Origin of the sequence: Sphingomonas kyeonggiensis (genome assembly GCF_014196745.1) — a bacterium.
Taxonomy (GTDB): domain Bacteria; phylum Pseudomonadota; class Alphaproteobacteria; order Sphingomonadales; family Sphingomonadaceae; genus Sphingomonas; species Sphingomonas kyeonggiensis.
Genome location: NZ_JACIEH010000003.1, coordinates 1,262,631 through 1,285,905, shown reverse-complemented (window position 1 = coordinate 1,285,905; position 23,275 = coordinate 1,262,631). Strand labels below are relative to the sequence as shown.

Annotated in this window: 11 protein-coding genes and 1 tRNA gene; 10 read left to right on the top strand and 2 right to left on the bottom strand. The window is 68.8% G+C overall.

Translation table 11 applies throughout. From position 1 onward, the window contains the following. The first annotated feature begins 68 nt into the window (after positions 1 to 68). Genes GGR46_RS21280 through GGR46_RS21270 form a run of 3 tightly spaced genes read left to right on the top strand, consistent with a single transcriptional unit; the run spans position 69 to position 5,724 of the window. A complete protein-coding gene (locus GGR46_RS21280; protein ID WP_246426234.1) occupies positions 69 to 1,280 on the top strand; it encodes a TolC family protein in 1,212 nt (403 codons plus the stop codon). Next, positions 1,277 to 2,497: an efflux RND transporter periplasmic adaptor subunit gene (locus GGR46_RS21275; RefSeq protein ID WP_183999995.1), complete on the top strand. Its 1,221-nt coding sequence runs from the start codon at positions 1,277 to 1,279 to the stop codon at positions 2,495 to 2,497. The genes GGR46_RS21280 and GGR46_RS21275 overlap by 4 nt, the downstream gene beginning before the upstream one ends. Beyond that, positions 2,494 to 5,724, top strand: a complete 3,231-nt coding sequence (locus tag GGR46_RS21270; RefSeq protein ID WP_183999994.1) for an efflux RND transporter permease subunit — start codon at positions 2,494 to 2,496, stop codon at positions 5,722 to 5,724. Before GGR46_RS21275 ends, GGR46_RS21270 begins: the two co-directional genes overlap by 4 nt. Before the next feature lie 34 nt (positions 5,725 to 5,758). Here the strand turns inward: GGR46_RS21270 and GGR46_RS21265 are convergent, their stop codons facing one another. Next, positions 5,759 to 6,211, bottom strand: coding sequence for a MaoC family dehydratase (locus GGR46_RS21265; protein ID WP_183999993.1), 453 nt, complete (start codon positions 6,209 to 6,211; stop codon positions 5,759 to 5,761). 74 nt (positions 6,212 to 6,285) lie between these two features. Here GGR46_RS21265 and GGR46_RS21260 point away from each other — a divergent pair, with 74 nt between their 5' ends. Together GGR46_RS21260 and GGR46_RS21250 are read left to right on the top strand one after the other, a co-directional pair. Then, positions 6,286 to 7,278 carry an AraC family transcriptional regulator gene (locus GGR46_RS21260; protein WP_183999992.1) on the top strand — a complete coding sequence of 331 codons (993 nt, stop codon included), beginning with the start codon at positions 6,286 to 6,288 and terminating at the stop codon, positions 7,276 to 7,278. 173 nt (positions 7,279 to 7,451) lie between these two features. Then, the gene (locus GGR46_RS21250) at positions 7,452 to 14,162 is read left to right on the top strand and encodes an autotransporter domain-containing protein (RefSeq protein WP_281396617.1); all 6,711 of its coding nucleotides are present in this window, start codon (positions 7,452 to 7,454) and stop codon (positions 14,160 to 14,162) included. 158 nt (positions 14,163 to 14,320) lie between these two features. On the opposite strand, the gene GGR46_RS21245 is transcribed toward GGR46_RS21250, so the two are convergent. Then, positions 14,321 to 14,396 (bottom strand) — tRNA-Thr (locus GGR46_RS21245). Between the two features lie 194 nt (positions 14,397 to 14,590). On the opposite strand from GGR46_RS21245, the gene GGR46_RS21240 reads away from it, so the two are divergent. From GGR46_RS21240 to GGR46_RS21220, 5 genes are all read left to right on the top strand, one after another. Next, the gene (locus GGR46_RS21240) at positions 14,591 to 15,871 is read left to right on the top strand and encodes a PAS domain-containing protein (protein WP_183999990.1); all 1,281 of its coding nucleotides are present in this window, start codon (positions 14,591 to 14,593) and stop codon (positions 15,869 to 15,871) included. A gap of 151 nt (positions 15,872 to 16,022) precedes the next feature. Beyond that, complete coding sequence (locus GGR46_RS21235; protein WP_183999989.1) at positions 16,023 to 20,621, top strand: NAD-glutamate dehydrogenase; 4,599 nt, start codon at positions 16,023 to 16,025, stop codon at positions 20,619 to 20,621. Between the two features lie 466 nt (positions 20,622 to 21,087). Continuing rightward, a complete protein-coding gene (locus GGR46_RS21230) occupies positions 21,088 to 21,747 on the top strand; it encodes a PepSY-associated TM helix domain-containing protein (RefSeq protein ID WP_183999988.1) in 660 nt (219 codons plus the stop codon). A gap of 14 nt (positions 21,748 to 21,761) precedes the next feature. Then, positions 21,762 to 22,289: a DUF2271 domain-containing protein gene (locus GGR46_RS21225; RefSeq protein WP_183999987.1), complete on the top strand. Its 528-nt coding sequence runs from the start codon at positions 21,762 to 21,764 to the stop codon at positions 22,287 to 22,289. A gap of 20 nt (positions 22,290 to 22,309) precedes the next feature. Beyond that, entirely contained in the window at positions 22,310 to 23,227 is a 918-nt protein-coding gene (locus GGR46_RS21220; RefSeq protein ID WP_183999986.1) for a DUF4198 domain-containing protein, read from the top strand. Positions 23,228 to 23,275: the final 48 nt, after the last annotated feature.

Genomic DNA, 23,275 nt, shown 5'->3' with positions numbered 1-23,275 from the left:
TCTCCAGGGGAACCAACATGATAGCCCGTTCGGGCAGGCGCACGCTTGTGCTGCCTGCCGCCATCGCCATGGCAATTGCCATGGTGCCCGCCGCTGCGTTCGCGCAGGCGGCACCCACCTATGCGCAATTGCTCCACAATGCGGAGAATGCGCCGCAGCTCGCCGAAGCCGCCGCAGACGTCGCGCGCGCGCAAGGCCTTGCCGAGCAGGCCCGCGCCCGGCCCAATCCCTCGATCAGCCTGCTGACCGAGAACATCATCGGCACCTCGCCCTATTCCGGGCTCGGCCGCGCCGAGACGACGGTGCAGTACAACCACCCGATCGAACTGGGCGGCAAGCGCAAGGCCCGCATCGCAGCGGGCGAAGCCGGGGTGAGCGCGGCCGAAGCACGGTCGCGCGATACGCGCATCGCCTTCGCCTATGAACTGGCGCGCGCCTATGCCGCGGCCGAGATCGCCGAGCGGCGGGTCGGGCTGGCCGAGGACGAGCTGGAGGAAGCCGGCGCGGTGCTCGACGCCACCCGCCTCCTGGTCGGTGCCGGCCGCGAGGCGAACCTGCGTTCGATCCAGGCGGAGTCGGCGGCGCAGGTCGCCAAGGCCGAGCGGGAAGTCGCCCGCGCCAACCGGATCGCCGCCTATGCCCGGCTCTCCGCGATGGCCGGAGCGGACACGCTCTATGCGAGCCTGCCCGAATCGCTGCTCGACAAGGCACGCGAGGGCTTCACCTTCGGCACGCTCGATCCGACGAGCAGCCCCGCCTATCGGGCGGCCGAGGCGGAAGTGCATGCAGCCAGGCTGCGTGCCGTCAGCGAACGCAAGCGCGCGCGGCCGGACATCACGGGCACCTTCGGCGTACGCAGGCTCGAGACGGACCGGGCGGAGGCGCTGGTCGCCGGCGTCTCGCTGCCGCTCAACCTCTTCGACCGGAACAAGGGCAATATCGCCGCGGCCGATGCGGAGGTTCGCGCCGCCGAGGCCCGGCTGGCACTGCTCCGCAACGACCTGCTCGGGGCCGGACGCGCCGCGAACAGCCAGATCGCCGCCGCCGAGGCCCGTCTCGCCGCGGCCGGCGAAGCGCAGGAGACCGCGCAGGAAACCTATCGGCTCGCCCGGATCGCCTATGATTCGGGCAAATCCCCCCTCGTCGAACTGCTGAACGCCCGCCACGGGCTCGGCGAAGCGCGCGCCATCGTCGTCGATGCGGAAGCTGCCCGCTTCGACCTCATCGCGCAGCTGGCCCGCCTGCAGGGCCGCACCGTCACCGGAGACATGATCCAATGAACCACGACAACTCTAACGGCGGGCGGAGCAGGCTGTACGCCGGCGCCGCGATCGGCCTCGTCCTCGCGGCGGCCGGTGGCTTCGCCGTCGCCAGGCTCACGGGTCCCGCCACGCCCGCACCGGCCACGGAAGCCGAAGCCGAAGCCGAAGCCGAAGCCGAAGCCGAAGCCGAGGCCGAAGCGCCCGCCAACCCCGGCGGCGAGATCGCGATCGACGCGAACGGCATCAAGGCTTCCGGCATCCTGGTCGCTCCGGCGACTGCCGGCACCGCCTCCGCCATCGTCCTCGCTTCCGCCACCGTGGAGGCCAGCCCCGACGCGGAAGCCGTGCTGACGGCGCGCGCCGCCGGTACGGTCACGCGCATCTTCAGGCGGATCGGCGATTCCGTTCGCCAGGGCGAGACGATCGCGCTGCTGGAGAGCCGGGAGGCGTCCGCAATTACCGCCGATCGCAGCGCCGCGGCCGCCCGCGTGACGCTCGCCAGGCGGCAGCTCGAACGCGAACGGCTGCTGTTCAAGCAGGGCGTCAGCCCCCGCGCCGATCTGGAGACCGCCGAGGCCAATCTGGGCGTCGCGGAAGCCGATCTGCGCCGGGCAAGCGCCGCGGGCAGCACCGCGCGGGTGACCAGCGATGGCCGTTCGGTCGCGGTGGTCAGCCCGATCTCGGGCCGCATCACCGCGGCGCCGGCGAGCCTCGGCACCTTCGTCAACGCCGAGACCGAGCTGTTCCGCCTGGCCGATCCCGGCCGGCTCCAGGTTACCGCGAGCGTGCCGCCGGCCGATGCCGCCCGGGTCCGCGCAGGCGACAAGGTGGAGCTGACCGCCAATGACGGCACCAAGGTCGACGCCACGGTGCGCTCCGCGATCGGCGTGGTCGATCCACGGACCCGCCAGGCGACGATCGTCATCGCGCCGGGCGACGGATCGAGCCTGGTCGTGCCGGGCCAGCTGGTGCAGGCGCGCGTCTTCACGCGCATCGAAGGTGCGCCGTCCAGCGCGGTTACCGTGCCGCAGGACGCGGTGCAGACGATCGGCGCGCGGACCGTGGTGTTCGTCCGCACGCCCAAGGGCTTCCGCGCCCGGACGGTCCAGGTCGGCACGCGCAGCGCCGGCATGGCGGAGATCGTCTCGGGCCTCGCGGCGGGCACGCCGGTCGCGACGGCCAACGCCTTCCTGCTCAAGGCCGAGCTGGAGAAGAATATGGGGGGCGAGGAATGATCGCGCGCATCCTCTCGCTATCCGTCCGCATGCGATGGCTGGTGGCGTTCCTGACGCTGCTCGTTGTCGGGCTCGGCACCTGGCAGATCATGAAGCTGCCGATCGACGCGGTTCCCGACGTTACCAACCGGCAGGTGCAGATCAGCAGCTTCGTCCCGTCGCTGGGACCGATCGATATCGAAAAACAGGTCACCTATCCCATCGAGACGGGGCTTGCCGGCATTCCCGGCCTGGAGATGACCCGCTCGATCTCGCGCAACGGCTTCAGCCAGGTGACGGCGGTGTTCACCGACGCCACCGATATCTATTTCGCCCGCCAGCAAGTGACCGAACGCCTATCGCAACTTGCCGGCGAGCTTCCCCCGGGCGTCCAGCCCAGGCTTTCCCCGCTTGCGACCGGGCTCGGCGAGATCTTCATGTTCTCCGTCGCGTTCCGGCATCCCGACGGGAAGGGCAAGGAGCATGTCGATGGCAAGCCGGGCTGGCAGTCGGACGGCAGCTACCTGACTCCCGAGGGCGAACGGCTCGATACCGAGCTCGCCCGGGCGGCCTATCTCCGCACGGTGCAGGATTGGATCATCCGCCCGCAGATGCGCGCCGTGCAGGGCGTGGCGGGAGTCGATTCGAACGGCGGCTATGTGAAGCAGTATCTGATCGAGCCCGATCTCAACGCGCTTTCCACCTACGGCATCTCGTTCACCGAACTCGCCGATGCGATGGAGCGCGCCAATCTTTCCGCGGGCTCCAGCTACATCCGCCGCGCGGGCGAGAGCTTCCTGATCCGGGCCGATGCCCGCCTAAAGTCGATCGAGGACATCCAGGACGCCGTGGTCGCCACCCGGGCCGGCGCGCCGGTGCGGGTCAAGGATGTCGGCCGGGTCGTGATCGGCGGCGCGGTCCGCACCGGCTCGGGCAGCCGCATGGGATCGGAGGCGGTGATCTCCACCGTGCTGATGCTCGTCGGCGAGAACAGCCGGATCGTCGCCAACCGTGTCGACGACAAGCTGAAGGCGATCAACAAGGCGCTGCCGCCCGACGTGTTCGCCGAGCCGGTCTACAACCGCTCGAAACTGGTCAACGCCACGATCGCTACGGTCGAGAAGAACCTGACCGAGGGCGCGCTGCTCGTCATCGTCGTGCTCTTCCTGCTGCTCGGCAATATCCGCGCGGCGCTGATCACCGCGGCGGTGATCCCGATCACCATGCTGATGACGGCGGCGGGCATGAACGGCCTTCGCGTGTCGGGCAATCTGATGAGCCTCGGCGCGCTCGACTTCGGCCTGATCGTCGACGGCGCGGTGATCATCGTCGAGAATGCGCTGCGTCGGCTTGCCGAGCGCCAGGAGCATGAGGGGCGGCTGCTCACCCGGCCCGAGCGGATGGAGGAAACGATCCTGGCCGCCCAGGAAATGGTCAAGCCGACCGTCTATGGCCAGCTGATCATCTTCCTCGTCTTCGTGCCCTTGCTCACTTTCCAGGGCGTGGAGGGCAAGACCTTCTCGCCGATGGCGATCACGCTGATGGTGGCGCTCGCCTCCGCCTTCGTCCTGTCGATCACCTTCATCCCGGCGATGATCGCGATCTTCATCAAGGGCAAGGTCAGCGAGACCGAGGTCAAGCCGATCCGCTGGTTCAAGGAGAAGTATCAGCCGGTGCTGACCCGGGCGGTGAAGCGCCCCCTCCCCTTCATCGGCGCCGGCCTCGCCGTGACGGCGGCGGCAGCCCTCGCCTTCGGCCTGCTCGGCGAGGAGTTCATGCCGCAGCTCGACGAGAAGGACATCACGATCACCAATTTCCGCGTGCCCTCGGCATCGATCGACCAGTCGACGCAGATGCAGCTCCGCATCGAGAACGCGCTGAAGTCGCTCCCCGAAGCGGCGCTGGTCTTCTCCAAGAACGGCAATGCCGATCTCGGTACCGACCCGATGCCGCCCAACGCCTCCGACACCTATTTCATCCCCAAGCCTCAGAGCGAATGGCCCGCGGAGGTGAAGTCGAAGACGGACATCCTTCGCCGCATCGAGGAGAAGATGAAGCCGATGATCGGCAACCGGACGGAGATCCAGCAGCCGATCCAGATGCGTTTCAACGAACTGATCGCCGGCGTGCGCGCCGATGTGGCGGTGAAGCTCTATGGCGACGATCTGGAGCAGATGAGCGAGCAGGCCAGGCGCATCGCGGGGGCCCTGCGGACCATCCCGGGAGCCGGGGACGTCAGCGCCGAGCAGACCTCGGGCGCGCCGACCTTCGACGTCAAGGTCGATCGCCAGGCCGCGGCCCGCTACGGCCTGGCGGTGGAGGAAGTGACGAACACAGTCGCAGCCGCGCTCGGCGGTCGCGAAGCGGGCTTGCTGTTCGAGGGGGACCGGCGGTTCGACGTCGTCGTCCGCCTGCCGGACGCCCAGCGCGATGACCTGGAAACGCTGGGCGCGATCCCGGTGATGCTGCCGGCCACCGACGGGCAGGTCGCCCGCTCGATCCCGTTGCGCGAAGTCGCCCGGTTCAGCTTCACCCAGGGCCTGAACCAGATCAGCCGGGAGAACGGCAAGCGCATGGTCGTGGTCCAGGTGAATGTCCGCGGGCGCGACCTGGGCGGGTTCGTCCAGGAAGCCCAGGCGAAGATCGGGCAGCTCCAGCTCCCGCCCGGCATGTACACCGCCTGGGGCGGCACCTTCGAGAGCCTGCAATCGGCGCAGCTGCGCCTCGCGATCGTGGTGCCGATCTGCTTCCTCGCCATCTATGCCCTGCTCTACATGGCGCTCGGCGGCTTCGTGCCGGCGGCGATCGTGTTCAGCGCGGTGCCGATGGCGCTGGCGGGCGGCGTGTTCGCGCTGCTGCTGCGCGGCATCCCCTTCTCGATCACCGCGGCGGTCGGCTTCATCGCGCTTTCGGGCGTGGCGGTGCTGAACGGCCTCGTGATGATGAGCGCGATCCGCAAGCATCGCGAAGATGGCGCGCGCGAGGACGATGCCATCGTGCAGGGTGCGATGGAGCGCGTCCGGCCGGTGCTGATGACCGCGCTGGTGGCCTCGCTCGGCTTCGTGCCGATGGCGCTTGCCACCGGCACCGGCGCGGAGGTGCAACGCCCGCTCGCCACCGTGGTGATCGGCGGCCTCATCACCTCGACCGCGCTCACGCTGCTGGTGCTGCCGGCGATCACTGCCTTCGCCGCACGGTTCAGGCGCAGCCGGCCGGGGCGCGAGGAGGCAGTTGCGCCGACGGGCTGACCGACCACCCCTCCAATCCCCAGGTCCCCGCCGCTCACACCGTGCGTGCGGGGACCTGGATCAGGTTGAGGAAGGACATCACGACCACGGCATCCTGATTGGCCACGGTCATCCGCATCGACACGACACCCCGGTCGGGCTTGCTGCGCGATCGGGTGACGTCGACGATCTCGCGCGTGACCGAGAGGACGTCGCCGGGGCGCACCGGATGGCGCCATTGCAGGTCGTCGACCTTCAGTCCGAGCATGGGCGTGTCGCCGAACGGCGCCTTGTCCACGAAATCGCGCATCACCAGGGCGGCGACATGCCAGCCGCTGGCGATCAGGCCGCCGAAGCGTCCCTTCCCTGCCGCATCCACGTCGATGTGCATGGGCTGCGGATCGAACTCGCTGGCGAAGCGGACGATGTCGGCCTCGCGCATCTCGATCGGGCCGCCATGCCAGACCTGCCCCACCGCCAGATCCTCGAGAAAAAGTGCGCCGGCCATTGCCTCTCCTTGTCCGTGGGGAGTGCGCCCCACATATGTTGGCAAGACCGCAGGACAGGGCTACCCCCGTAACGATGTCGCCCGATCCCCGAACCGGAACTGCTTCCCGAAGCTATTTCGGTACCTTCTCCGATCCGGACGCGATGGCATCGGCGATCGGCGGGATCAACTCGGGGAGCAGTCCGAGCCCCCTCGGCGCCGCCGGTGGCAATTTCCACGCGATGCTCGCCCGCGCCGTTTTCGACGGGCTCAACATCGGCATCGGCAAGTTCGCCCGCGGCATCCCGCAGACCGCCGCCATCCCGAACGTCCACACCTTCATGTTCGCCACCGAGCCCGGCATCGTCCGCCAGGTCTCGGGCCGGAAGCTGTTCGGCCGGCGCATCTTCCATTTCCGCCCCGACGAGCGGACCGTAACCGGCTCTCCCGCCGGCATGCCCTGGGCGTTCGGCATCGTCGCCATGCCGTTCGACGTGCTCGCCGGCCACGCGCCCGACCTGATCGGGACCGACCACGGCGTGCCGCTCGACGACGACCGGATGTTCCACGCCCCCGAGGCCGCGCTGGCCCGGCTCACCGCCCTGATGCGCGACATGGCCGAGGTGATCCGCGACACGCCGTGGATCGTCGATGCGCCGCAGCCGGCAAAGGCGCTCTCCGGCACCATCCTCGACAGCCTGCTCGCCTGCCTCGCCCACGGCCGGGTGAGCGCCGACCGCGCCGCGCTCGGCCGCCACCGCGACATCGTCGCCCGGTTCGAGCGCGTGGTGGAGGAGCGGCCGGAGGAGATGCTCTCGCTGGGCGCGATCTGCGCGGCCGTGGGCGTGCCGCAGCGCACGCTCAACCTCGCCTGCCAGGAGTTCCTGGGCGAGAGCGCGATGCACTATACCCGCAACCGCCGGCTCGACCGGGTGCGGGCGACCCTGCTGGCTTCGGACCCGGCCGGCACGCTGATCACCAGCGTCGCGATGCATTACGGCTTCTGGGAACTCGGCCGCTTCGCCCAGGCCTATCGCCTGCGCTTCGGCGAGCGCCCCTCCGATACGCTGCGCAGGAACGCGCACTAGCCTCCCCCGTCCACCTCCGCGCATTCATGCCGGAATCGCATAGTGAGCCGCCGCACCCCCGTGGCAAGCGCCGGCCGGGCCATCGCCGCCGGTCCGGGGAACCGCGGCGACCTGGCTCCGACTTTCAACATGCAATTCCGGCCCGGCGAGACGGGTCGCCATCGGGGTGGGCCATGCAGCATCAGTTTCTCAAGGCACGTTCGGCGCGTCTGGTTCGCGGTTCGGCTTCGCTGGCGGCGCTCGCCGTGGCGATCAGCCTGGCGCCTTCGATGGCGCATGCCCAGCAGATCACGCAGGGCGGCGGTAACGGCGCCTGGATCACCGGCCGAACCATTGGACAGGGCGGCATCGGCGGCGGCGGCGGCGGCGCCAGCAGGGGCACTGGCGGTTCGGCCGCGCAGACCCCGGGTGACACGGCGTCGGCAGGCGGCATCGGCTCGGGCGGGGGCGCGGGCGGCCAGCCCGGCACCCCCAATGACGTCGCTGCCGGCGGCGGCGGCGCGGGCGGCAATAGCGCCGGTGCGACGGGCGGCGATGGCGGCGCCGGCAATGTGGTCGCTGCCACCGGCAATTTCGCCTTCGCGATCGACTATCTGGGCAGCAACGGCGGCACGGGCACGGGCGGTTCGGCCGGCGGCGGCGGCGCGGGGCTCGTGCTGACCGGCGCCAATGTCCAGGTCACGACACAGGGTTATGACGTGGTTGGCGGCAATGGCGGCAGCGGTACAGGCCAGGGCAGCGGCGGCGGCGGCGGCGCAGCGCTGGTGTTGCTGGGTGGCGGCAGCGTCACGGTCGATGGCGGCACGGGCGGTGCATTCAGCACGATCACCGGCGGCATCGGGCAGGAATATGGCGGCTCGGGTGCCGGCATATTCCTCTATGACGGCGGCACGCTGACGATCCGGAACGGCAACAAGGTTACAGGCGGCGAGGGCGGCACCTTCACCACCGACGGGGGTACCGGTGGCACCGCGGTGCTCAGCAATCTCGGCACGGTGGTCAACGAAGGGGCGATCGCCGGCGGCGAAGGCGGCTATGGCTATTCCCGCGGCGGTGCTGCCGGCGACGGCGTGCGGGCCTGGGGCGGCACCGTCGAGAACAGCGCGACGGGCACCATCATCGGCGGCCGGGGCGGCTACAACAACAGCGGCAACCCCAGTGATTCTACCGGCAGGGGCGGCGCGGGCGTGCGCCTGATGGATGGCCAGGCCGTCACGCTGACCAATGCCGGCGAGATCAATGGCGGCGCGGGTGGCCCACGCTATGCGTTCGGCACCAGGGTCGGCGCGGGTGGCATGGGCGTGGTGGGTGCCGAGCATGGCGGCTCCACGATCATCAATTCGGGCATCATCCGTGGCGGCGTGAACGCATCGTCGCAGCGCAACCTTGCGATCGGCCTGTACGGCGACAATAACCGGCTCGAGCTGCGGGCAGGCTCCTATATGGATGGCGGCGTCGTGGTCCAGGCCGGCGGCATCAACAATGTCTTGGCACTGGGTGGCAGCGCCGATTCGACCTTCGACGTCACGGAGATCGGCTCCACTGCCAGCTTCAACTATTATCTGGGCTTCGATACCTTCGAGAAATCGGGGACGAGCACCTGGACGCTCACCGGCACCGGTGATCAGGACTGGCGGATCACCGGCGGCAACCTGATCGGCGACACCAACAGCCTGGGCGGCAACCTGACCTTCACCTCCGCCCCGCTCACCAGCGTCGTGGCGTTCAATCAGACATTCGACGGCAGCTATGCCGGTACGATCTCCGGCACCGGTACCATGCTCAAGATGGGCGGCGGCACGGTCACGCTGACCGGCAGTTCCTCGGTCGACTGGTCGATCAACCAGGGCGGCGTGATCGCCGATGCGAGCGGCTTCACCGGCAACGCCAAGATCCTGGCCGGCGCCTCGCTGACGTTCAACCAGGCGGGCAACGCCAGCTATGCCGGCACGCTCGTGGACGCCGGCGACCTGCACAAGACCGGCGCCGGACGGCTCATTCTGACCGGGGATTCGTCCTGGCTGACCGGCACGACTTTTGTCGACGCCGGCACGCTGGTGGTGAATGGCCGGCTCGGCTCGAGCGTCACCGTGGCCTCCGGCGCCACAGTTGGCGGCTCCGGCACCATCGGCCGCACGACCGTGCAAAGCGGTGGCCGTCTCGCCCCGGGCAACTCGGTCGGCACGCTCAACGTCGTCGGTGGCCTCACGGTCGCGGCGGGCGCCAATCTCGATTTCGAGCTGGGCCAACCCGGCGGCCTGGCCTTGTTCGGAATCAGCGACCGGATCGTCGTCTCTGGCGGCGACCTCGCGCTCGACGGCACGATCAACCTCAGCCAGAGCGGCAACCCGGCCGATGGTGCGGCGGGGATCGGCTATTACCGGTTGATCACCTATACCCACCAGATCACCAGCAACACCGCGGTGATCGGCACCACGCCCGGGCTCAGCAACGTCAATTACGAGCTGCAGGTCGGCGGCGGCAGTGTAGACCTGTTCATCAGCCCGTCGCTGATCCCTGGCGACGACACGCTGCAGCACTGGCAGGGCGGCGACGGCACCTGGAACGCCGCGAACACCCAGTGGCTCAACCAGGGCGGCACCGCCCCGGCGAGCTGGGCGGGCAAGTACGCCGTGTTCAAGGATGACGACGGCTATGTCGGCGGCACGATCACCGTTGCGGGCGCGCAGTCGTTCCTCGGCCTCCAGTTCGTCGACAAGGGCTATGTCCTGCAGGGCAGCGGCCAGCTGGTCACCGATCCGGCCGGCAGCGAAATCCGCGTGCTCGCCGACAGTGCCGAGATCGCCAACCAGATCACCGGCACCGGCGCCCTCATCAAGACCGAGGCCGGGACGCTGATCCTCAGCGGGACGAACAGCTATTCGGGCGGCACCACCATCCAGGCCGGCACGCTGCAGATCGGCAATGGCGGCACCAGCGGCTCGATCACGAACAATGTCGTCAACAACGGCACGCTCGCCTTTGCGCGGTCCGATGAGACCAGCTTCGACGGCATCATCTCCGGCACCGGTGCCGTCCGGGTCCTGAGCGGCGACGTCACGCTCACCGAAGACAGCAGCTATACCGGCGGCACCGGCATCGCCGCGGGTGCGACGCTGCGGCTCGGCAGCGGCACCAGCGGCTCGATCGGCGGCAATGTCGCCAATGACGGCACGCTCGCCTTTACGCGCTCCGATGCCAGCAGCTTCGGCGGCACCGTCTCCGGTGCGGGCGCCGTGCAGGTCCTGAGCGGCAGCGTCACGCTCACCGCCAATAATGGCTATACCGGCGGCACCGGCATCGCCACCGGCGCGACCCTGCAGCTGGGCAGCGGCAGCACGACGGGCTCGATCACCGGCAATGTCGCCAATGACGGCACGCTCGCCTTCGGACGCTCGGACGAGATCGGCTTCGGCGGCATCATCTCCGGCACGGGTGCAGTGCGCATCCTCAGCGGCGGCGTCACGCTGACGGGTGACAACGGCTATACCGGCGGCACCAGCATCGCCACCGGCGCGACCCTGCAACTGGGCAATGGCGGTACGACCGGCTCGATCACCGGTACCGTGGCCAATGACGGCACGCTCGCCTTTTCCCGTTCCGATGCCAGCACCCTGGGCGGCAGGATCACGGGCACCGGCGCGGTGCAGGTCCTGCGCGGCAGCCTCACGCTTACCGCCGGCAACAGCTACACCGGCGGCACCAGCATCGCCACCGGCGCAACGCTGCAACTGGGCAATGGCGGCACCACCGGCTCGATCGCCGGCAACGTCGCCAATGAAGGCACCCTCGCCTTTGCGCGTTCCAGCTCCAACAACTTTGCCGGCACGATCTCGGGTACCGGCGCGGTGCAGGTCCTGAGCGGCAACGTCACGCTCACCGCGGACAATGGCTATACCGGCGGCACCAGCATTGCCGCCGGCGCCACCCTGCGGTTGGGGGATGGCGGCACGACCGGGGGAATCACCGGCAACGTCGCCAACAACGGCACGCTGACCTTCAACCGCTCGGACAATAGCGTCTTCGCGGGCGTGCTCAGCGGTACCGGCAGCATCCGCCAGACCGGCTCGGGCCGAACCGAACTGACCGGCGATTCTAGCGGCTTTGCCGGCACGCTCTCGATCGCGTCCGGCACCCTGGCGGTGAATGGCACGCTCGGCGGCAGCGTCACGGTGGCCTCCGGCGCGACGCTCGGCGGCAGCGGCACCATCGGCAGCACGCTTGTGCAGAGCGGCGGCCATCTCGCCCCCGGCAATTCGATCGGCACGCTGATGGTTGCTGGCAATCTCACCATTGCCAGCGGCGCCAATCTCGATTTCGAACTGGGCAGCCCCGGCGCCGCCGCCGTCTCGCCCGGGAGGAGCGACCGCATCGTCGTCACCGGCGACCTCGCGCTCGACGGCACGATCAACCTCGCCCAGAGCAGCGCGGGTGCCGATGGCACGGCGGGCATCGGCTATTACCGGCTGCTCACCTATGGCGGTGCGCTCACCAGCAACACTGCCGTGATCGGCACCACGCCCGGACTGAGCGGCAGCAATTACGAGCTGCTGGTCGGCGGCGGCCAGGTCGACCTGTTCATCGGCGCGAGCGGCGACAACACGCTGCAGCACTGGCAGGGCGGCAACGGCACCTGGGACGCCGCGAACACCCAGTGGCTCAACCAGGGCGGCACCGCGCCGGCGAGCTGGGCGGGCAACCATGCCGTGTTCAAGGATGCCGGGGGCTTCACCGGCGGGACGATCGCCGTGGAAGGCGCGCAGTCGTTCCTCGGCCTCCAGTTCGTCGACAAGGGTTATGTCCTGCAGGGCAGCGGCCAGCTGGTCACCGCCCCGGGCGGCAGCGAGATCCGCGTGCTCGCCGACAGCGCCGAGATCGCCACCACGATCACCGGGACCGGCGGCATCGCCAAGACCGAGGCGGGAACGCTGATCCTCACCGGCACGAACAGCTATTCGGGCGGCACCACGATCCAGGGCGGCACGCTCCAGATCGGCAATGGCGGGACGACGGGCTCGATCACCGGCAATGTCGCCAACAGCGGCACGCTCGCCTTTGCCCGTTCGGATGCGACCAGCTTCGGCGGCACCATCTCCGGCACCGGCGCAGTGCGCGTCCTGAGCGGCAACGTCACCCTCTCCGCTGAAAATGGCTATACCGGCGGCACCAGCATCGCTGCGGGCTCCACGCTGCAGCTCGGCAACGGCGGGACGACCGGCTCGATCACCGGCAATGTCGCGAACAACGGCACCTTGGTCTTCAACCGTTCGAACAACACCGTCTTCGCCGGCGTGTTCAGCGGTGCCGGCAGCATCCGCCAGGCGGGTTCGGGCAAGACCGAGCTGACCGGCGATTCGAGCGGCTATACCGGGACGACCAGCGTCGCATCCGGCACGCTGGCGGTGAACGGCAAGCTCGGCGGCACGCTGACCGTGCTGGCGGCAGCGCGCCTCCAGGGCACCGGCACGGTGGGCAACACCATCGTCTCGGGTACCATCGCCCCGGGCAATTCGATCGGCACGCTGAATGTCGCGGGGAACATCGTCTTCAACGCCGGCTCGATCTATGAGGTCGAAGCCGACGCAGCAGGCCTGGCGGACCGTATCGTCGCCACCGGCACCGCCACGATCAACGGCGGCACCGTCTCGGTGCTGGCGGGGGCAGGCAACTACCGGGCCGAGACCAACTATCTGATCCTCCATGCCGATGGCGGCATCACGGGCACCGGCCGCTTCGCCGGCGTCACGTCGAACCTCGCCTTCCTCGATCCGTCGCTCAGCTATGAGGGCAGCAACGTCTATCTGCGGCTGCGGCGCAACGACGTCAGCTTCGCCAGCGTCAGCGCCACGCCGAACCAGGCCGCGACGGGTACCGCCACGCAGGGCCTGGGCTGGAGCAGCCCGGTCTTCGCAGCGGTGGCCAATCTCTCGGCCGAGCAGGCGCGTGGTGCGTTCGACCAGCTCTCCGGCGAGATCCACGCTTCCGCGCGCACCGCGCTGATCGAGGACAGCCGCTTCCTACGCAATGCGGTCGGCGATCGCCTGCGCGCTGCCGACACCGGCTTCGCCGTCTGGGGCAATGGCTTCGGATCCTGGGGCCATTGGGGCAGCGACGGCAACGCCGCACGCCTCAACCGGTCGGTCAACGGCTTCGTGCTCGGCGCCGACGCCCCGGTTCTCGGCAAGGCGCGGCTCGGCGTCGTGGGGAGCTATGGCCGGGCCAGCCTCGACACCCGGGCACATGGTTCGTCGGGCACGCGCGACAGCTACGAGTTCGGCATCTATGGCGGCGCGGACCTCGGCGCGGCGGCAGTCCGGATCGGCGTGTCGCATGGCTGGCACCAGCTCGAGACGACCCGTCTGGTCGCCTTCCCGGGCCTCGCCGACAGCCTCAAGGGCGAGCAGGATGCCCGCACCACCCAGGTCTTCGGCGAACTGGCCTATCGCATCCAGCTGGGCGGCACCCGGGTCGAGCCTTTCGCCGATTTCGCCCATGTCCGGCTTGGCACCGACGCCATCACCGAGAAGGGCGGCGCCGCGGCGCTGAAGGTCGCCTCGGCGGACAGCGGCACCAGCTTCACGACGCTTGGATTGCGCGCCGCGCCGTCCTTCTCGCTGGGCAGTTCGAATCTAACCCTCCGCGGCGCACTGGGCTGGCGCCATGCGTTCGGCGACGTGACGCCGCTCTCCACGATGCAGTTCGCGAGCGGTGGCGACAGTTTCCGGATCGCCGGCACCCCGATCGCGCGCGACGCCGCCGCGCTCGATGTCGGGATCGATGTCGCGCTGACCTCCAGGGCAATGCTCGGCATCGCCTATGGCGGCCAGTTCGGCTCGCGCGCCTCCGACCAGTCGGTCCGCGCCAGCTTCAGCCTGAGGCTCTGAACAGAGGACCCAATGGGCTCCCGAGCGCGGAACGCCGGGAGCCCTTCAAACTGCAGGATCGGCTGCCTCTGCAGGGCCGCGGATGCGTCCCCGCGCGACGCGCAGACACGTCCGCAAGGCAACGCACGCTTGTCCTAGTTTCAACGCTGTAAAATGGATGGTGCCGCCTACAGGACTCGAACCTGTGACCCCCGCATTACGAATGCGATGCTCTACCAGCTGAGCTAAGGCGGCCAACCGAACGGAAGTGCTTCCACCCCCGAAGGAGCGGCGCGCTTACCAGCATGTTTTGTAGCTGACAAGCGTTGCGAAAGCCTTGCCGGCAATAACTCCGTAAAACCACCGCCTTTACGCGTCGTTTACCACAGGGCGTGCACAAGCCGTTCTACAAATAAGGGGGCGCGTTCGCCCCGAGTGGAGCATCTGGCATGGACATGGCGCGCGGTAGCAACCACCCGCTCGACTCGAATCCGGAGGTCGGGGCGGACGACGCCGTCAACGATCGCCCGCTGGAGATCGGCGGCGATGAGCGCCGCATGCATGTGCGCGCCTACAACCACTGGGTCTCGCTGCTCCACGGCCGCGCCTATCCGTCGATCGAGGATCTCGATCCCGACAACATCATGGATTTCGGCGCGCACAGCGTGCTGCTCGATTTCTCGAAGGGCGTCGACGATCCCGCGATTCGCTTCCTCGGCCGTGCGCTGCGCGAGGAGACCGGGCTCGACACGTCGATCACCCATGTCGCCCAGGTGCCCAGCCGCTCGCTGCTCTCGCGCCTGACCGACCATTATCTCCAGATCATCGCGAACCGCGCCCCGATCGGCTTCGAGGCCGAGTTCGTCGGCACGCGCGGGCACAACACGCTCTATCGCGGCATTCTGATGCCCTTCTCCTCCGACGAGGACACGATCGACTTCATCTATGGCGTGATCAACTGGAAGGAGCTGGTCGACGCCGAGACCCAGGCAAAGCTGGAAGCGGAGGTCGAGGAAGCCCGCCGCACCGCACCGCGCAGCCTGGTCGCCACGCCCGTCTGGGCCGATGGCCCGAGCGCCGGCTTCGCACCCACCGCCCCGGCGGAGGAAGCGCCGGTCACCGAATCGCCCGTCCCCGCCGATGCCAGCCTGGCCGACAAGCTGCTGCTCGCCCGCGAATCGGCCGCCGCCGCCCGCGCCTCGGACACGCGCAGCCGCTCGGCGCTCTACCGCGCGCTCGCCCGCGCCTATGATTTCGCCCTCGCCGCCGACGAGGATGGCGAGACCTATGCCGAACTGCTCGCCGATGCGGGGCTAACCGTCCAGGCACGCGCACCGATGACGCCGGCGGTGAAGCTCGTCTTCGGCGCCGATTACGACAAGACCCGCGTCACCGAGTTCGCCGCGGTGCTCAGCCACGCCAAGCGCGCCGAGGTGCCGCAGGGCGGGCTCGATGCGTTCCTCGATTCGGCTGAAGGCGGCATCAAGGGCGTGGTGAAGGCCGAGCGCGACTTCCGCCGCCCGGCGCCCAAGCCCGACACCTTCGCCCAGATCGCCGCCGAGCTGCGCAGCCGTCCGCCGCTCGCCCATGTCGACATCACGGTCGACATGCCCGCGGACAGCGAGTTCGTCGTTCTGCTCGCCCGTGCGAGCAAGAAGGGTCTCGATATCGTCGCCCGGGTCGAGGACAGCCCGCTCACCGAGCGCGCGGTCCGCAAGGCTGCGGCCTGACCCGCCCCGCTCCGGCGACAACCCAAATACTCCGAGCTTTGGGGCGCATGAATGTCACTTTCGTGCGCCTTCCGGCCATTCTCCGCAAATTTGTAATTTTCTTGCGTGAGAGTCTTGAGCCGGTCACCGCAGAGGCGTAGGCCTCACTCTCATGAAAAGCATGATGACGTCGCTGACGCAGGCGTTCGAAGCGCGGTTGCTCGAGGGAGCGCTGCCGGGAGAGTTGGAAGATTTCGGCGAGGCCGAGCGCGCGGAGGCGGCGAATTTCGTCGCGGAAGCCGCCGCCGTCCGCCCGCCGGATACCGCGAAGGTCATACTGGAGACCTTCCAGGGCGAGGAGAGCCGCCGGATGCGGCTTGCCGTCGTCAACGACGACATGCCCTTCCTCGTCGATTCGATCTCCGGCGCGATCGCAACCTACGGCGTCGCAGTTCACCGCATCATCCACCCCGTCATCGCCGTCGAGCGCGGGGCATCGGGCAAGCTTGAATCGATCGGCGCCGGCAAGCGCGAATCGATGATCTACATCGAGATGGACCGCGCAGATGCGCGCGCGCGCCGCAGCCTGGTCGTCGAGCTCGAGCGCACGCTCGCCCAGGTCCGCGACGCCGTGCACGACTGGCGCGCGCTGCAGGGCGCGATGGGCGCGGACGCCGCGACGATCGGCTCGCGCGAAGGCGTGAAGCTGCTGCGCTGGTTCCAGGAAGGCGCGATGACGCTGCTGGGCCACGAGACCTGGCGCACCAATGGCGACGTGTCCGATCAGCTCGGCCTCGCCCGGCACGAGCTGGACACCCCAATCCTCGCCGAGGCCTCGCGCAACGCCGCGGTGGACTATTTCAAGAAGGGCGGCGAAGCGCCGCTGCTGCTCAAGTCCAATTCGATCTCGCCGGTGCATCGCCGCGTGCCGCTCGACATCGTCGCGGTACCGATCACCACCGGCAGCGACGTGACCGGCCTGTCGATCCATGCCGGCCTGTGGACCAGCGCCTCGCTGTTCGCCGATCCCGATGAGGTGCCGGTGCTCCGTGCCCGCCTCGAAGGGCTTGAGCGCAAGTTCGGCTTCGATCCCAAGGGCCATACCGGCAAGGCGATGGCGCATGCGCTGACCGCGCTGCCGCACGACCTGACCACCGCGTTCGACGCCGATTCGCTCGAGCATCTGGTGCTCACCTCGATGTCGGTCGCCGACCGGCCGCGCTCCAAGCTGGCATTGGTCAAGAGCCTGCTCGGCCGCCATCTGTTCGCCTTTGTCTGGCTGCCGCGCGACGAAGTCACCACCACGCGCCGCGAGGCGGTGGGCGACATGCTCGCCGATGCGGCCAGCGCCAAGATCATCAACTGGTCGATCGCACTCGAAGACGGCGAAGTCGCGCTGCTGCGCTACACGCTCGATCTGCGCCAGGGCGGCACCATGCCCGATGCGGATGCGCTCGACCGCCAGCTCGAGCGGATGATGCGCGGCTGGGCGCCCGCGGTCGAAGCCGCGCTGATGGAGGATGCCGGCGCCACCGGCGCCACGCGCCTGACGCTGCGCTACGCCAACGCCTTCCCACCTGCCTATCGCACCACCAGCACGCCCGAAGAGGCGGCGCGCGACATCCTGTGCTTCGCCAAGCTCGAGGGGCCGGGCGACCGCTCGGCGCGGATCACCCCGATCGACGGCAAGCCCGGCGAATACCGCGTGAAGCTCTACGCCCAGGACGGCGCACTGGCGCTGTCCGACGCGGTGCCGGCGTTCGAGAATTTCGGCTTCCGCGTGATCGAGGAAGTGCCGACCGCACTCAGCGGCGGCGCCTTCGTCCATGATTTCGCGGTGGCGGCGACCGGCCTGGCCGGTGACATCTCGGTGATCGAGGAAGCGCTCGCCGCGGTGCTCGAGGGCAATGCCGAGAATGACAGCTTCAACCGGCTGATCGTCGAGAGCGGCATGAAGCCCGCCTCGGTGATCCTGTTCCGCGCCTGGTTCCGCTATCTGCGCCAGACCGGCATGAACTTCGGCATGGCGACGGTGGTCGATGCCCTGCGCCGCGCGCCCAAGGTCGCCAATGCACTGATCGAGCGCTTCGACGCCGCGCACAATCCGGCGCGCGCCGGCGACGATGCCGCGATCGAGGCGGCCAGCGCCGCGATCGAGGCTGGTCTCGCCCAGGTCCAGGCGATCGACGACGACCGCATCCTGCGCACGATCCGCGGCGTCGTCCTCGCGACGCTGCGCACCAACGCCTATGCCCCCGCGGCGAAGGAAGCGCTGGCCTTCAAGCTCGACTCGGCCAAGGTGCCGGGCCTGCCCCAGCCGCTCCCCTGGCGCGAGATCTGGGTCTACAGCCCGCGCGTCGAGGGCATCCACCTGCGCGCCGGCCCGGTCGCCCGCGGCGGCCTGCGCTGGTCCGATCGCCGCGACGACTTCCGCACCGAAATCCTCGGCCTGATGAAGGCGCAGCGCGTGAAGAACGCAGTGATCGTGCCGACCGGCGCCAAGGGCGGCTTCTATCCGAAGCACCTCCCCTCCCCCGCCGTCGACCGTGACGCCTGGTTCGCCGAGGGCACCGAGAGCTACCGCATCTTCATCCGCACCCTGCTGTCGATCACCGACAACATCGTCAGCGGCGAAGTCGTCCATCCCGACAGCGTGCGCATCCTCGACGGGGACGATCCCTATTTCGTCGTCGCCGCCGACAAGGGCACCGCGACCTTCTCCGACGTCGCCAATGCCATTGCCATCGAGCGCAACTTCTGGCTGGGCGACGCCTTCGCCTCGGGCGGCTCGGTCGGCTATGACCACAAGGCGATGGGCATCACCGCCAAGGGCGCCTGGGTCTCGGTCCGCCGCCACTTCCTCGAGATGGGCACCGACATCCAGTCCGAGCCCGTCACCGTGGCGGGCTGCGGCGACATGTCGGGCGACGTGTTCGGCAACGGCATGCTGCTCAGCAAGTCGATCAAGCTGGTCGCAGCCTTCGACCACCGCCACATCTTCCTCGATCCCGATCCCGACCCGGCGGCATCGTGGAAGGAGCGCGACCGGATGTTCGCGCTGCCGCGCTCGAGCTGGGCGGACTATAACCCGGCGCTGATCTCCAAGGGCGGCGGCGTCTTCCCGCGCACCGAGAAGTCGATCCCGCTCAGCCCCGAGATCCAGAAGCTGCTCGGCCTCGATGTCGCCGAGATCGACCCGATCTCGCTGATCTCGGCGATCCTCAAGGCCCAGGTCGGGCTGCTCTGGTTCGGCGGCATCGGCACCTACATCAAGGCGGCGAGCGAGAGCCACGGCGATGTCGGCGATCCGGCGAACGACCGGCTGCGCGTCAACGCCGAGCAGCTGCGCTGCAAGGCGGTGGGCGAAGGCGCCAATCTGGGCGTCACCCAGGCCGCGCGCATCGCCTTCGCCTCGCTCGGCGGCCGCATCAACACCGACTTCATCGACAATTCGGCCGGCGTCGATTGCTCGGACAACGAGGTCAACATCAAGATCGCGCTCAACCGCGAGATGATCGAGGGCCGGCTGGAGTTCGAGGACCGCAACCAGCTCCTCGTCTCGATGACCGACGACGTCGCGCACCTGGTGCTCGAGGACAACCGCCTGCAGACGCTCGCGCTCTCCTTCATGGAGAATGACGGCTATGTCGCGCTGCCTTCCTATGTCCGCGTCATCGAGATCCTCGAGGGCTCGGGCCGTCTCGACCGCGCGGTCGAGGGGTTGGCCGGCAACGAGGAACTGCTCCGCCGCGCCCAGGACAAGCGCGGCCTGACCCGCCCCGAGCTCGCCGTGCTGCTCGCCTCGACCAAGCTCGCCCTGCAGGACGCGATCGAGCGCACGGCGATCGGCCAGGATCCGGCGCTGGAGAGCGACCTGCTCGGCGCCTTCCCCCAGGCGATGCAGAAGCGCTTCGGCAAGGCCATCGAGGAGCATCGCCTGCGCGGCGAGATCGTCGCCACCAAGCTCGCCAATCGTGTGGTGAACCGCCTCGGCGTGCTGCATCCCTTCGAGCTCGCCGAGGAGGAAGGCGCGGCGATGGCCGATATCGCGGCGATGTTCGTCGTCGCCGAGCGGCTGTTCTGCCTGCCCGCGCTGTGGGAAGCGGTCGAGACCGCGGCGATCTCCGAAGGCGCCCGCATCGCGCTGCTCGACGAGATGGCGGTGGCGGTACGCGGCCAGGTCGCCGACCTGCTCCGCGTCACCCCGCCGGGTGCCAGCCCGGCCGAGGTGATCGCCCGCCTCAAGCCCGGCATCGACGCGCTCGACAAGGCCGCCAAGGGCCTGCTGCTCGACGAGGTCAAGGCCCAGTCGAACCGCATCTCGTCGCGGCTCGAGGCCGCCGGCGCGCCGAGCGAGCTGGTCGCCAAGGTGGTCAAGCTGTTCGAGCTGGACGGCGCGGTCGGCCTGGCCGATCTCGGCGTCCGCCTCGGGGTCGAGGTCACCCCGCTCACCCGCGCCTTCACCTCGCTCGGCCAGGCGCTCGGGCTAGACTGGGCCCAGTCGACCGCCGCGCGCATCACCACCGGCGATGTGTGGGAGCGCCTGCTGATCGCCGGCCTCGCCCGCGACTTCCAGCAGATCCGGCTCGACTTCCTGAGCCGCGGCCAGAAGGGCGTGCCGCAGGAAGCGGTCGATGCCTGGCTCGCCGCCAATGCCGGCAGGGTCGAGCAGTTCGCCGCGCTGGTCCGCCGTGCGCGTCAGTCGGCGGTGCCCAATGCGGCGATGCTCGCGCAGATCGCCGGCCAGGCCCGCGTGCTGCTCGGCCGCTAAGCCCAGCTACAGGCAAAGAAAAACCCGGCCGGTCCAAGTGGACCGGCCGGGTTTTTCATGCCCCCTCAACTAGGCTTCGTCGGGTCGCCGCACCGCCGGGGTGCTCCGCAGAATGAGGTACATGCCGCCCAGACAGGCCGAAACCCCGACCACGCAAACCACCGCAAGACCAAGATACAGTGCCGACATCCAGTCCTCCCAAGTCTTTATCTGGAAGGATGCTGCGTAATTTCTTGGAACACGGCAAGAAACATTCGTCGCTGCACTGCGGCACATCTTTGCTGCATTAGCGAGAAACGCGTTGGATTCCATGCCAGTACGGTGCGGGACTCCAACCCATCTTTTTTCTCTACGCGAAGCATCCGAACGGCGCGGGATCGATCGTCCCGACACCCGCATCAGGTTTGCAATTGCGAATCGTTCGCGTTATCGGACCGACATCGAATCGTTCGGAACCACCCACAAAATGCATGCTCCCACCGCCCAGGCAGAAGAACTGGCCAAGGCCAAAGCCAAGCGCGCCCGCAAGAGCTTCTGGCTGAAGCAGCTGCACACTTGGCACTGGATGAGCTCGGCGATCAGCCTGATCGGCCTGCTGCTGTTCGCGATCACCGGCTTCACGCTCAACCATGCCGCCGAGATCGAGGCGACGCCCAAGTCGGTCGAGCACGCCGTACAACTGCCTGCACCGCTGCTCGCCAAGGTGAAGGCCGACGACCAGCCGGACAGCAAGAAGCCGATCCCCGCCGATGTCGCCAAATGGGTGCAGGACCAGGTGAAGATCGACGCGAGCGGCACCGCCGAATGGTCCGCCGGCGAGATCTATCTCGCCAAGCCGCGCCCGGGCGGCGACGCCTGGATCTCGATCGACCGCGATACCGGCGCAGTGACCAGCGAGGTCAGCTCGCGTGGCTGGATCGCCTATCTCAACGACCTCCACAAAGGCCGCAACGCGGGCACCGCCTGGAAGTGGTTCATCGACATCTTCGTCTTCGCCTGCCTCGTCTTCACGCTCACCGGCCTGGTGCTGCTGTGGATGCACTCGAAGCATCGCAAGAGCACCTGGCCAATCGTCGTCGCCGGCCTCGTCATCCCGGCGCTCATCGCCATTTTCCTGATCCACTAGGGGAGCCTAAGTCCATGCAGTATCGCATCACCGGCCTCACGCTCGCGGCGATCGGCGCGGGCCTGCCCGGCGCCGCCGGCGCGCAGACGCTCGACCTCTCGGTCACCATCCCGCAGATGAAGGTCGCCGAATATCACCGGCCCTATGTCGCGGTGTGGCTGGAGAAGGAAGGCGCCGCCCCCCGCACCCTCCAGGTCTGGTATGATTTCGACGGGCGCAGCGCCGAGGGCGCCGGCACCAAGTGGTTGCGCGACATGCGCCAGTGGTGGCGCGTCGTCGGCCGCGGCATGAGCTTCCCGGCGGACGGCGTCACCGGCGCCACCAAGGCGGCGGGCACGCACAAGATCGCGCTGGTCGCCGGCAAGGGCGCCCTGCCCGCGCTCGCGCCGGGCAACTACAAGCTGATGGTCGAGGCCGCACGCGAAGTCGGCGGCCGTGAGGTCGTCACCGTGCCCTTCACCTGGAACGGCAGCAAGGCGACGACCGCCACCGCCAAGGGCGCGAGCGAGCTCGGCGCCGTCACCGTCTCGATCAAGCGCTGATCTCAAGGGGGAATAGAGAAATGAACTTCCGCAAGCCGCTTGTCGCCGCAGCCGCCGTCATCGCGATCGCAGCACCCGCCGCCATCGCCCACCGCCAGTGGATGCTGCCGAGCTCGACCACCGTCTCGGGCACCGACAATTGGGTGACCGTCGACGCCGCCGTGTCGAACGACCTGTTCTTCTTCGATCACCAGCCGCTGCGCGCAGTGCCCGTGGTCACCCAGCCCGACGGCACCGCCGGCCAGGTCGAAAACCACAATATCGGCAAGTTCCGCGCGACTTTCGACCTGCACCTCACCCAGCAGGGCACCTACAAGGTCGCCGTGGTCAATGAGGGCGTGTTCGGCAGCTATGTGCTGAACGGCGAGCGCAAGATGCTGCCGCGCGGCACCAACACCGCCAATCTCGCCGCCGCGATCCCGGCCGGCGCTACCGACGTGCAGACCGCCGAGAATGTCTCGCGCAACGAGATCTTCATCACCCAGGGCGCGCCGACCAACACCGTGTTCAAGACGACGGGCAAGGGCATCGAGCTGGTGCCGGTCACCCACCCGAACGACCTGGTCACCAATGAGCCCGGCAACTTCCAGTTCCTCAAGAACGGCAAGCCCGGCGCCGGCCTCACCGTCACGGTGATCCCGGGCGGCATCCGCTACCGCGACGCGCTGCACGAGCAGGTCCTCAAGACCGACGCCGAGGGCAAGGTCTCGGTCAAATGGGGCCAGCCCGGCATGTACTGGGTGATGGTCAACGAAGGCGGCGAGCGGCCCGAGGGCCCCGGTGCCGGCGGACCGCGTCCGCAAGGCGCGCCGGGCGGCCAGGGCGCCGCGCCTGCCGGTGGCCCGCAGGCAGGCCCGGGTGGCCCCGGCGGTCGTCCGATGGGCCCGGTTCGCGCCCGCGTGAGCTACGTCACCACGCTCGAAGTGCTGGCGCCGTAAAGCCATTCCGTCATCCCGGCGAAAGCCGGGATCTCAGGCCATGGCGCG